This window comes from Teichococcus oryzae (genome assembly GCF_008386565.1).
Classification (GTDB): Bacteria; Pseudomonadota; Alphaproteobacteria; order Acetobacterales; family Acetobacteraceae; genus Pseudoroseomonas; species Pseudoroseomonas oryzae.
This window is the reverse complement of the sequence record NZ_VUKA01000009.1, coordinates 95,875-107,211: the sequence shown is the minus strand read 5'-3', so window position 1 is coordinate 107,211 and position 11,337 is coordinate 95,875. Positions and strand designations below refer to the sequence as shown.

At 68.1% G+C, this 11,337-nt stretch carries 10 protein-coding genes; 9 read left to right on the top strand and 1 reads right to left on the bottom strand.

The genetic code is table 11. From position 1 onward, the window contains the following. Nucleotides 1–574 precede the first annotated feature (574 nt). The 4 genes from F0Q34_RS15990 (at nucleotide 575) to F0Q34_RS15975 (ending at nucleotide 4,885) form a co-directional block, all read left to right on the top strand. Entirely contained in the window at nucleotides 575–1,312 is a 738-nt protein-coding gene (locus F0Q34_RS15990; protein WP_241665524.1) for a DUF1194 domain-containing protein, read from the top strand. Between the two features lie 130 nt (nucleotides 1,313–1,442). Further along, a complete protein-coding gene (locus F0Q34_RS15985) occupies nucleotides 1,443–2,801 on the top strand; it encodes an MFS transporter (RefSeq protein ID WP_149813237.1) in 1,359 nt (452 codons plus the stop codon). 30 nt (nucleotides 2,802–2,831) lie between these two features. Further along, complete coding sequence (locus F0Q34_RS15980; RefSeq protein WP_149813236.1) at nucleotides 2,832–3,131, top strand: DUF3253 domain-containing protein; 300 nt, start codon at nucleotides 2,832–2,834, stop codon at nucleotides 3,129–3,131. Then, nucleotides 3,128–4,885 (top strand): ABC transporter ATP-binding protein/permease, encoded by a 1,758-nt coding sequence (locus F0Q34_RS15975; RefSeq protein ID WP_241665523.1) that lies wholly within the window; start codon nucleotides 3,128–3,130, stop codon nucleotides 4,883–4,885. The genes F0Q34_RS15980 and F0Q34_RS15975 overlap by 4 nt, the downstream gene beginning before the upstream one ends. A 3-nt stretch (nucleotides 4,886–4,888) precedes the next feature. On the opposite strand, the gene F0Q34_RS15970 is transcribed toward F0Q34_RS15975, so the two are convergent. Then, nucleotides 4,889–5,608, bottom strand: coding sequence for a GntR family transcriptional regulator (locus tag F0Q34_RS15970; protein ID WP_149813235.1), 720 nt, complete (start codon nucleotides 5,606–5,608; stop codon nucleotides 4,889–4,891). A 168-nt stretch (nucleotides 5,609–5,776) separates the two neighbouring features. Between F0Q34_RS15970 and F0Q34_RS15965 the strand changes: the two genes are divergently transcribed. The 5 genes from F0Q34_RS15965 (at nucleotide 5,777) to F0Q34_RS15945 (ending at nucleotide 11,301) form a co-directional block, all read left to right on the top strand. Then, nucleotides 5,777–6,739, top strand: coding sequence for a 2-hydroxyacid dehydrogenase (locus F0Q34_RS15965; protein WP_149813234.1), 963 nt, complete (start codon nucleotides 5,777–5,779; stop codon nucleotides 6,737–6,739). Nucleotides 6,740–6,754: 15 nt separating this feature from the next. After that, nucleotides 6,755–8,506, top strand: a complete 1,752-nt coding sequence (gene araD / locus F0Q34_RS15960; protein ID WP_149813233.1) for an L-arabinonate dehydratase — start codon at nucleotides 6,755–6,757, stop codon at nucleotides 8,504–8,506. Nucleotides 8,507–8,520: 14 nt separating this feature from the next. Then, nucleotides 8,521–9,243: a ribonuclease activity regulator RraA gene (locus F0Q34_RS15955; RefSeq protein ID WP_149813232.1), complete on the top strand. Its 723-nt coding sequence runs from the start codon at nucleotides 8,521–8,523 to the stop codon at nucleotides 9,241–9,243. A gap of 67 nt (nucleotides 9,244–9,310) precedes the next feature. After that, complete coding sequence (locus F0Q34_RS15950; protein WP_149813231.1) at nucleotides 9,311–10,273, top strand: Bug family tripartite tricarboxylate transporter substrate binding protein; 963 nt, start codon at nucleotides 9,311–9,313, stop codon at nucleotides 10,271–10,273. 47 nt (nucleotides 10,274–10,320) lie between these two features. Then, nucleotides 10,321–11,301, top strand: coding sequence for a Bug family tripartite tricarboxylate transporter substrate binding protein (locus F0Q34_RS15945; RefSeq protein WP_149813230.1), 981 nt, complete (start codon nucleotides 10,321–10,323; stop codon nucleotides 11,299–11,301). Nucleotides 11,302–11,337 lie beyond the last annotated feature (36 nt).

Below are 11,337 nucleotides of genomic sequence, written 5' to 3'. Positions count from 1 at the left end.
CGACCGCCGACGGCGTGCGCGAGCCGCAGAACCGCCGCGTCGAGATCGTGCTGCGCTAAGCCGCATCACAGGACGGATGTTGAAGGGGCGCCGCGAGGCGCCCCTTTTCATTTCCCGCCGAAGCGGAGAGCGGTCCCGCCCTTGCGATCACATCCGGGCCGGCGGAGCGCCCGGTGGGTCCCCGATGGGTGGGATGTCGGGGGCATCCGGCGTCGGTCCATCGGGACCAGGCGGGTCCTGCACCGGTGGCTCCGGCAGGTCCGGTCCCGGTGGCTCCTGCGGCGGCGGCGGAATGGGCTGGGGCGGGTCGGCTGGCGGCAACGGCAACTGCGCGTGCCACGTTTCCACCGAAACGGAAAACTTGGATGGGCCGGCGCAAGACATCAGATCCTCCATGCTCGTCCTGCCTGTCCAACGGCCCCGCTTCCGGGCGGTTGCCGCAACCGAATGGCGCCACTGCCCGCCCAGCGCCCGTTATGTTGCATCGCACAATAAGCCGGGCCTATGCTGCCCTCGGAGGAAGCGGCTGGTCACGGACCGGATGTATGGGGTTCCGATGCAACGTCGAGCGATCTTGCGCCATCTTTCCACCAGCCTGCTGGCCATGCCGGCTCTGCTGCCTTCCCGCCCCGCCCATGCCTTGAGGCCTGTGGATGTGGAGCTGGTGCTGGCGGTGGATGTCAGCCGATCCGTGGATCCCGAGGAGCAGGAGCTTCAGTTCCGCGGCTATGCCGCCGCCTTTCGCGATTCCCGGCTGGTGGAGGGCATCCGCAACGGGCCGCTGGGCGCCATCGCCGTCAGCTTCTTCACCTGGTCCGACTGGAACATGCAGGAATTGCTGGTTCCGTGGATGGTCATCGATGGCCCGTCCAGCGCCGGCCGCTTTTCCGAGGCATTGGAGGCGGCGCCACGGCGGGCGCATCTCTACACCTCCATCTCCGGCGCGATCGACTACGCATCCGACTTGTTCGGCCAGGGCTACGAGGGAACCCGGCAGGTGGTGGACATCTCCGGCGACGGGGTGAACAATTCAGGCCGTCCCCTCGCCCAGGCCCGGGCTGATGCGTTGCGGCAGGGCATCGTACTGAATGGGCTGGCGGTGCTGGACCGCACCCCGCCGCCTCCGCAATTCGCGGCCCTGCAGCCGCCACTCGACGATTATTACCGGGACGAGGTGATCGGCGGCCCTGGCGCCTTCCTGATGGTTGCCGAGGGGTTCCGGGCCTTTGATGGCGCCGTCCGGCGCAAGATCATCCGGGAGATCGCCAGCCATCCCGGCCCGGGCCCCTTGGTGGAACGCGCTTTCGCCTGAGCGGAAGCGGCATGCGCCCGGCGGATCACCGCCACGCGGCGGATGGGAGCAAAAAACGCCAGGCCGCTCTGGCGTGATGCGCCAAGGCGGCGCAGTTTTGCCGCCCAAGGGCGGGAGAGCACGGCGCGGCATGCAGCAACACGACCAGGATGGATTGCCTCAGCCCCAGCGAAGGGGCGCCGTCATCGCCATCGCCGTGTCCATCGCTCTTTCCGTCATGGACAGTTCCATCGCCAACGTGGCCCTGCCGACGATTGCGGCGGATCTGCGCGTGGAGCCGGCAGAGGCCATCCTGGTGGTCAATGCCTATCAGATCGCCGTCATCATGTCCCTTCTGCCGCTGGCGTCGCTGGGGGAGAAGCTCGGCTATGAGCGCATCTATCGCTGCGGCCTGATGCTGTTCATCGCCAGCTCGTTCTTCTGCGCCATGGCCGGCTCCCTGACCGAGCTGACGTTGGCCCGCGTGGCTCAGGGCTTCGGGGCGGCCGGGCTGATGAGCGTGAACACGGCGCTGGTCCGGCTGATCTACCCGCAGCGGCTGCTCGGCCAGGGCATGGGCATCAACGCCCTGGTTGTGGCGACCTCATCGGTGCTGGGCCCCGGCGTGGCATCGGCCGTGCTCAGCGTGGCCCACTGGCCATGGATCTTCGCGCTGAACATCCCGATCGGCCTTGCGGCGCTGACCCTTGCCCTGCGCTTCCTGCCGGCCACGCCACGGGCTTCCAGGCGCTTCGATGCCGGCAGCGCGCTGCTCAGCGCCGGCACCTTCGGCATGCTGATGACAGGCGCGGAGCAACTGGCGCGCGGCGCCCCACCGGTTCGCGCGCTTCTTCTGCTGGCCGGCGGCGTTCTGTGCGGCATATTGCTTTGGCGCCGGCAAAGCGGCCGCGCCGCGCCGCTCCTGCCGGTGGACCTGTTGCGGATCCCGATCTTCGCCCTGTCCGTCGCCACCTCGGTGGGGTCCTTCATGGCGCAGATGATGACCTTTGTGGCCCTGCCCTTCTTTCTTCAGCACGACCTTGGCCGCACGCAGGTCGAGACCGGTCTGCTGATGATGCCCTGGCCGCTAGCGCTGATCGTGATGTCACCCCTGGCCGGCCGCGCCTCGGACCGTGTGCCGGCCGGACTGCTGGGGGGCGTGGGGCTGGCCTGCATGGCCGCGGGCCTGGCCTTGCTCGCGACCCTGCCCGCCGCCCCGAACACCTTCGATATCGGCTGGCGGATGGCCTTGTGCGGCCTCGGCTTCGGGCTTTTCCAGACACCCAACAACCGCACCCTGCTGACCGCCGCCCCGCGGGAACGCAGCGGCGGCGCCAGCGGCATGCTGTCCACCGCCCGGCTGACCGGGCAGACACTGGGCGCCGCGCTGGCGGCATTGTGCCTGCGCATGGTGGATGGCGGCCCGCAACTGGCCCTGCTGGGCGCCTCTTGCATTGCGGCCGCCGCCGCGCTGATCAGCTTCACGCGGCTGCGGGCTGCGCCCCGCTAAGCCCCGGCCCGTTTCTCAGGACCCTGCCCCATGACTGCCTCCTTCAAGACCCCGCCGCCCGAGACCCTGGCCGCGGAAATCCTGCGCCAGACCGCGAAGAGCGGCCCCGGCAAATCCATCTGCCCGAGCGAGGTCGCCCGCGCCCTGGCGCCCGAGGAACATTGGCGCAGCCTGATGACCCCTGTGCGGGACGCGGCCCTCGCCTTGCAACGTGACGGCCGCATCGAGATCCTGCGGAAGGGCAAGCCGGTGCCGCCCGAGGCGGTGCGCGGCGTGATCCGCCTGCGCCAGGCGCCGGAAGCCGGGCCGGACAGGTCGGCTGAGGAGTGACAGGCGATCCATCCCGCCGCCCCGGCCTGCGCGGGGTGGCGCCCTTTCTTCGCGATGCCTGGGCGTTGATCCGCCCTTACTGGAACAGCGAGGAACGATGGAAGGCGCGCGGCCTGCTGGCCGTCGTGGTGGTGCTGAACCTCGCGCTTGTCGGCATGGGCGTCCTGCTGACCTATTGGCAGCGGGCCTTCTACAACGCGCTGGAGGCCAAGGACTTCGCGGCCTTCACCGGCCTGATCCTTTGGGGGCATGGCGGCCCCGAGGGCTTCATGCCCGGCTTCACCCTGGTGGCCGCGCTCTACATCGTGGTGGGCGTGTATGCCCTTTATCTGCAGCAGGCGCTGCAGATCCGCTGGCGCCGCTGGCTCACGGAACGGTTCCTTTCGGGCTGGCTGGAAAGCCGCGTGTATTACCGCATGTCCCTGACCGACCTGGGCACCGACAATCCGGACCAGCGCATCGCGGATGACAGCCGGCTTTTTGTGGATGACACGCTCGGGCTGGGCCTTGGCCTCATGAACGCGGTCGTGACACTGGCCTCCTTCATCGTGGTGTTGTGGGGGCTGTCGGGACCGATGGAGGTCTTCGGCATCTCGGTCCCCGGCTACATGGTCTGGGTGGCGCTGATCTATTCGCTTCTTGGCACCTGGCTGGCGCACCGGATCGGCCGCAGGCTGATCGGGCTGAACTTCCTCCGCCAGCGCGTCGAGGCCGATTTCCGCTACGCGCTGGTGCGCTTCCGGGAAAACATGGAAGGCGTGGCCCTGCATGGCGGGGAAGCGCAGGAGAAGCGCGGCCTGCTCGACCGCTTCGGGGCGGTGATCCAGAATTGGTGGGACATCATGCGGGCCACCAAGCAGCTCACCTTCTTCACCTCCGGCTACGGGCAGCTGGCGGTGATCTTTCCCATCGTGGTGGCGGCGCCCGCCTTCTTCACCGGGCGGATCCAGCTGGGTGGCCTGATCCAGACCTCCACCGCGTTCGGCGAGGTGCAGGGCTCGCTGTCCTGGGTGGTCACCAATTATTCGAGGCTGACCGAATGGGGGGCCAGCGTGGAGCGGCTGACCGGCTTCCAGCGCGCCCTGGCCACGGCACAGGCATCGGCCGGCGAAGGCCTCCGGCGTCAGGCATCCGGAAGCGGCGAGTCCCTTCAGGCCGAGCACCTGGCGGTCTCCCTGCCGGATGGCCGCCCACTGACGGACAATGCCGAGCTGGAACTGCGTGCCGGAGAGGCGGTGGTGATCACCGGCGCCTCTGGCAGCGGCAAGTCGACCCTGTTCCGTGCCCTGGCAGGAATATGGCCTTTCGCCAGGGGCGAGTTGCAGATGCCGGAAGGCGAGGCCCTGTTCCTGCCGCAGCGGCCCTACTTGCCCCTGGGCAGCCTGCGCCGCGCGCTCTGCTATCCGCACGCCGCGGCGGACTATACCGATGAGCAGCTTCTGGCGGTGCTGAACAAGGTCGGGCTTGGCATGCTGGGCGGCCGCCTGGACCATGTCGATGCCTGGGAGCGCCGCCTTTCGGGAGGCGAGCAGCAGCGCCTGGCGATCGCCCGCGCCCTGCTGCTGAAGCCGCGCTGGCTGTTTCTGGATGAGGCGACGGCCAGCCTCGACCCCGAGGCGGAGGAAACCCTGTACAGGACCCTGCGCCGCGACCTGCCAGGCACCGCCATCCTGTCCATCGCCCACCGGCCGGCGGTGCTGCAATACCATGACCGGGTCCTGCGGCTGGCCGGCGGGAACCTGATCCCAGCCTGATGCCTAGGTGGCCTCCTCGGAGAAGTATCCGGGATTGGCCGCCTGGATCTCCTCGATCCGGGCCAGGGTATCGGCCAGGTGCCGGCGCAGCACCGCTTCCGCGCCGGCGCCATCGCCCGCCAGGATCGCTCGCGCCAGCTCCTCATGGTCGCGCAGGATGGCCGCCGCCTTGCCGGGCGTCGGCAGGTGCAGGCGGCGCAGGCGGTCCAAATGCCCGCTGCGGCTGCCGATCAGGGACCAAAGGCCGGTCATGCCGGCTGCCTCATAGAGCAGGCCATGGAACACGCCATCCGCGGCGGCCAGCCCGTCATGATCATCGGCTGCCACAAGCCGCCGCTGGTCCTCCACGCTGCCGCGCAAATCCCCTTCCAGCGCCGCGGAGGGCATTTCCGCCAGGTGGCGCACCACTTCCAGCTCCACCGCCCGGCGCAGGAACAGGGCTTCCCGGGCACTGCGCAGGTCGATCATCGCCACGCGTGTTGAAGCACTCGGAACCACCTCAACCAGCCCCTCCGCTTCCAGGCGGATCAAGGCTTCCCGCACGGGCGTCTGGCTGAGGCTCAGCCTTTGCGCCAAGGCGGAGCGCGACAAGGGCATGCCGGGTGCCAGCTCCAGCGCCAGGATGGCAGCGCGCAACGCCTCATAAGCGAAGCTGGCCGCGCTCTGGCGGCGCCCGAAAGGCTGCAACAGGGACGGATTGGAACTCGGGCTGGGGACAGGCATGGCAGGCTTGTAGCACCGCCACCTAAAATCCGAAATATCGGCTGCTTGTCAGATGACGCGACATGGCGTAGCGTCCGCTCCAACCGCCGCCACAGAAGCCGCGATGAGGAGGAATGCCAAAGGCTCCCTGCGCCTGCGGTTCTTCCCGCCGCGCGTTCGGAGAGTCCCTTGAGCGCTTCCCTGCCGCGAATCCTGGTCACCCGCCGCCTGACGCCCGCCGCCACGGAGCGCGCCCGCCGCGACTTCGATGCCGTGGTCGCCGAGCAGGACATGGACGCCGCGGCGGTGCTCGACGCCCTGCGCCGGCATCCGGCCGAGGCCATCCTGATCGGCCCCAAGGTGAAGCTCGATGCCGCCGCCGTGGCCCAGCTTCCGGCCTGCGTGAAGCTGATCGCCAATTCCTCCGTCGGCTATGACCACATGGACGCGCAGGCGGCGAAGGCACGGGGCCTGATCGTCACCAACACCCCGGACGTGCTGACCGACTGCACGGCCGATCTCGCCTTCCTGCTGCTGCTGGGCGCCTGCCGGCGCGCGCATGAATACGAGGCCATCATGCGGAGCGGCTGGCGGAAGGGCTTCGGCCTGCCGGACATGCTGGGCGTCCGCCCCAGCGGCAAGACGCTGGGCATCGTCGGCATGGGCCGCATCGGCCGGGCCATGGCGCAGCGGGCGCGCGGCTTCGGCATGCGCATCCTGTACCACAACCGCTCCCGCCTGCCCGCCGAGCTGGAGCAGGGTGCCGAATACTTCGCCGATCTGCACAGCATGCTGCCGCATTGCCAGATCCTGTCGCTGCACCTGCCGGGTGGCGAGGCAGGCACCCTGATGGACGCCGCCGCCTTCGCGGCGCTGCCGAAGGGCGCCGTGTTCGTCAACACCGCCCGCGGTTCGCTGGTGGACGAGGATGCGCTGATCGCCGCGCTGAAGTCTGGCCATCTTTTCGCCGCCGGGCTCGACGTGTTCCGCAGCGAGCCTGATTTCGACACGCGCTTCGCCGAACTGCCCAACGTGTTCCTGACGCCGCACGTAGCCAGCGCCACGCAGGAAACACGGGACGCCATGGCGATGCGCGCGCTCGACAACATCGCCGCCGTCACCGCCGGCCGCGGCCCCATCGATCCTGTTTGATCCGGAAACCCGTTCATGACCGCATCCCCCCTGCCCCGCGTCAAAACGGTTGAGGAATTCCGCAGCCGCCGCTGGTTCGGCCCGGCCGATCTGCGCTCCTTCGGCCACCGCTCCCGCGCCATGCAGATGGGCTACAGCCCGGAGGAATGGACCGGCAAGCCCGTCATCGCCATCATCAACACCTGGTCGGACCTGCAGCCCTGCCACTCGCATTTCAAGCAGCGGGTGGAGGATGTGAAGCGCGGCATCCTGATGGCTGGCGGCTTCCCGGTGGAACTGCCGGCGATCTCGGTGTCCGAGAGCTTCGTCAAGCCGACCACCATGATGTACCGCAACATGCTGGCCATGGAGACGGAGGAGCTGCTGCGCTCCCACCCCGTGGATGGCGCGGTGCTGATGGGCGGCTGCGACAAGACCACGCCGGGCCTGCTGCTGGGCGCCACCAGCATGAACATCCCGGCCATCTTCCTGCCCGCCGGGCCAATGCTGCGCGGCAACTGGCAGGGCAAGTTCCTCGGCTCCGGCTCGGATTCCTGGAAGTACTGGGATGAGCTGCGCGCCGGCAAGATCACGGACCAGGACTGGCTGGCGGTGGAAGGCGGCATCGCGCGTTCCTACGGCACCTGCATGACCATGGGCACGGCCTCCACCATGACGGCCATCGCGGAAGCGGTGGGCATGGTGCTGCCGGGCGGTTCCTCCATGCTGGCCGCCGATGCCGGGCATATCCGCCTAGCCAGCGAGAGCGGGCGCCGCATCGTGGACATGGTCTGGGAAGACCTGACGCCGCAGAAGATCCAGACCCGCCCGGCCTTCGAGAACGCCATCGCCGTCGCCATGGCGATGGGCTGCTCCACCAATGCCATCATCCACCTGATCGCCATGGCGCGCCGCGCCGGCCAGGATATCGGTCTGGATGACTTCGAGCGCTACAGCCGCAAGGTTCCCGTCATCGGCAATGTCCGGCCTTCGGGCAATGCCTATCTGATGGAGGATTTCTACTACGCCGGCGGCATCAAGGCGCTGATGAACCGCATCACGGAACATCTGGACCTATCCTGCCTGACCTGCACCGGCCGCACGCTGGGCGAGAACATCGAGGGCGCCAAGGTCCACAACGACGACGTCATCCGGACCACGGACAACCCGATCTACGGCGAAGGCTCGCTGGCCGTGCTGAAGGGCAACCTGGCGCCGGATGGCTGCGTCATCAAGCCTGCCGCGATGGACCAGCGCTTCCTGAAGCACAAGGGTCCGGCGGTGGTCTTCGACGATTACCCCAGCATGAAGAAGGCAGTGGACGACGAGTCCTATCCCTTCACGCCAGACACCGTGATGGTGCTGCGCAATGCCGGCCCGCAGGGCGGCCCGGGCATGCCGGAATGGGGCATGCTGCCCATGCCGAAGAAGCTGCTGAAGATGGGCCTGCGCGACATGCTGCGCATTTCCGATGCGCGCATGAGCGGCACCTCCTATGGCGCCTGCGTGCTGCATGTCGCGCCGGAAAGCTGGATCGGCGGCGCGCTGGCCCTGCTGAAGACCGGGGACATCGTCGAGATGGACGTTGATGCGCGCAGCATCAACATGCTCGTCTCCGATGAGGAGCTGGCGAAGCGCCGCGCCGAATGGAAGGCGCCGCCCGAGCGGTTCGGCCGTGGCTATGGCTGGATGTTCACCAAGCACATCCAGCAGGCCAATGAAGGCTGCGACTTCGATTTCCTTAAAACCGAATTCGGCCACCCGGTCGAAGAACCCGTGATCTATTGAGCCGGAAGCGAGAGATGAGCCTCAACCCCGAGACCCGCGCGAAGCTGAAGACCGTCAGCACCGCCACCCTCGCCACCGCGCTCTACAAGCGTGGCCTCCGCAACCAGATGATCCAGGGCGTCCAGCCCGTGGGCGGCCGTGCCCGCGCGGAGTCGATGGTCGGCGAGGCCTTCACGCTGCGCTATATGCCCGCGCGTGAGGACCTGAACCAGCTGACGGTGTTCCGCGACCGCGCGCACCCGCAGCGCAAGGCCGTCGAGGAATGCCCGCCGGGCGCGGTGATGGTGATGGACAGCCGCAAGGACCCGCGCGCGGCTTCCGCCGGCGGCATCCTGGTCACGCGGCTGCAGCAGCGCGGCGTGGCCGGCGTGGTCACCGATGGCGGCTTCCGCGACAGCGCAGAGATCGGCGCGCTCGACATGCCGGCCTACCACACACGCCCCTCGGCGCCGACCAACCTGACGCTGCACCAGGCCATCGACATCAACGTGCCCATCGGCTGCGGCGACGCGCCGGTTTTCCCCGGCGACGTGATCGTGGGCGATGCCGATGGCGTCATCGTCATCCCCGCCCATCTGGCCGACGAGATCGCGGCCGAAGCGGTGGAGATGACGGCCTTCGAGGATTTCGTCACCGAGGAAGTCCGTGGCGGCCGCTCGATCCTGGGCCTTTATCCGGCGACCGACGAGCAGACCCTGACCGACTTCGCCGCCTGGCGGCAGCGCAACGGGCGCTGAACCGACCCATCCGTCGATGATCCACGGCGCGGCGGCCCAGTCGCCGCGCCCAAAGGAACGCACAAGCATGAAGCTCACCAAGACCGTGGCCGCGGCTTGCCTGCTGTCGCTCGCCACCTTGCCCGCCATGGCGCAGGGCTATCCCAACCAGCCCATCCGCCTGATCGTGCCTTTTTCCGCTGGCACCTCGGACACAGTGGCGCGGCTTGTCGGGCAGGAGATGAGCAAGGCCATGGGCCAGCCCCTGGTGGTGGAGAACCGCGCGGGCGCCGGCGGCAATATCGGCAGCGAAGCCTGCGCCAAGGCGCCGGCCGATGGCTACACCATCTGTCTCGGCACCATCAGCAGCCATGCCATCAACCCGGCGATCTATCCGAAGATCCCCTACAACAACCTGCGCGACTTCGCGCCGATCTCGCAGCTTGCCTCGCAGCCCAATGCTCTGGTGGTGACGCAGGATTTCGCCGCCAAGGATGTGAAGGGATTGATTGACGCGCTGCGCGCCAAGCCGGGCACCTACAATTACGGAACCTCGGGCGTCGGCACATCCGTCCATCTCGCGGGCTCGCTGTTCGCGCAGCTGACCGGGACGGAGCTGGAGCATGTTCCGTATCGCGGCAGCGGCCAGGTCATGACGGCGCTGCTGACCGGCGAACTGCCGATCGCCTTCGACAATTTCTCCTCCGCCTGGCCCTTCGCCCGGGAAGGCAAGATGCGCATCCTGGGCGTCACCTCGCTGAAGCGCAGCGAAACGGCGCCCGACATCCCCGCCGTCGCCGAAACCGTGCCGGGCTTCGAAAGCCTGTCCTGGCATGGCCTGTTCGCGCCGGCCGGAACGCCGCCCGCCATCGTGGAGCGACTGCACAAGGAAGCGGCGGCCGCGCTGGCGCAGCCCTCGGTGCAGGCGCGCTTCAAGGATCTCGGCATCACGCCGGTCGGCAACACGCCGGAGCAGTTCGCGGCCTTCATCGCGAGCGAAACCAAGCGCTGGGGCGACGTCGCGGAGAAGGCGAAGATCCAGATCGACTGACGTCCCGGATCGCGGCAACCATCCGGGCACAAGGGAAGAACGACATGATGAAGCGACGCATTCTGCTGCAGGCCAGCACATTGGCCATGCCGGCCCTCCTGCTGGGCCGCGCGGCGTCGGCGCAATCCTGGCCAAGCCGTCCCATCACCATGATGGTGCCCTTCGCGCCTGGCGGCTCCTCCGACATCATCGGCCGCGCCGTGGCGCACCGGATGAGCGCGACGCTGCCGAGGCCGGTGGTGGTCGAGAACCGCCCCGGCGCGGCGGGCGAAGTCGGCGCCCGCCTGCTGGCCCGCGCCGAGCCCGACGGCCATCTGCTGATGGCGGCGCCGATCAGCACCTTCGCCATCAACAAGGCGCTGCGCCCGAAGCTGGGCTACGACCCGGTGACGGACTTCACCAACCTGACATTGTCCGTCACCACGCCGAATGTGCTGGTGGTCAACCCGGCGCAGGTGAAGGCCAACACGCTTCAGGAATTCATCGCCTGGCTGAAGCGCAGCGGCGCGCAGGATTCCTATTCCAGCAGCGGCGTCGGTTCCTCCGACCACCTGACGGCGGAATTGTTCAACCAGCGTGCCGGAACAAAGGTTGCCCATATCCCTTATGCAGGCGGTGCGCCGGCGACCACCGACCTGATCTCGGGCACCGTGCAGATGTCGTTCCAGAACCTGGGCTTCATCACGCCGTTCATCCGCGACAAGCAGGTGAAGCCGCTGATCGTCACCTCCGAAAAGCGCCACCCGCTTCTTCCGGACGTCCCGACCGCGGCAGAGGCCGGGCTGGAGGATTTCGTGGTGTATTCCTGGCAGGCCATGGCGGCGCCGCCGAAGATGGACCCTGCCCTGGTCCAGCAGGTGCATGGCTCCATCGTGGAGGCATTGCGGCACCCCGACGTGATGAAGCAGATGGACCTGATCGGCTTCAGCATCGTCGGCAACAGCCCGGAAGAGTTCCAGGTGTTCCAGAAAAAGGAAATCGAGCGCTGGACCCAGGTGGTCCAGACCGGCAACATCCGCGCGGAATGACGTGCGGCGGGCGCCAACCGGCGCCCGCCATCCTGA

Bases quoted from the DNA above. Each gene is read 5' to 3' on its own strand.
- F0Q34_RS15985 (WP_149813237.1), top strand. From the start codon at position 1,443: ATGCAGCAACACGACCAGGATGGATTGCCTCAGCCCCAGCGAAGGGGC.
- F0Q34_RS15980 (WP_149813236.1), top strand. From the start codon at position 2,832: ATGACTGCCTCCTTCAAGACCCCGCCGCCCGAGACCCTGGCCGCGGAA.
- F0Q34_RS15970 (WP_149813235.1), bottom strand. From the start codon at position 5,608: ATGCCTGTCCCCAGCCCGAGTTCCAATCCGTCCCTGTTGCAGCCTTTC.
- araD (WP_149813233.1), top strand. From the start codon at position 6,755: ATGACCGCATCCCCCCTGCCCCGCGTCAAAACGGTTGAGGAATTCCGC.
- F0Q34_RS15955 (WP_149813232.1), top strand. From the start codon at position 8,521: ATGAGCCTCAACCCCGAGACCCGCGCGAAGCTGAAGACCGTCAGCACC.
- F0Q34_RS15950 (WP_149813231.1), top strand. From the start codon at position 9,311: ATGAAGCTCACCAAGACCGTGGCCGCGGCTTGCCTGCTGTCGCTCGCC.
- F0Q34_RS15945 (WP_149813230.1), top strand. From the start codon at position 10,321: ATGAAGCGACGCATTCTGCTGCAGGCCAGCACATTGGCCATGCCGGCC.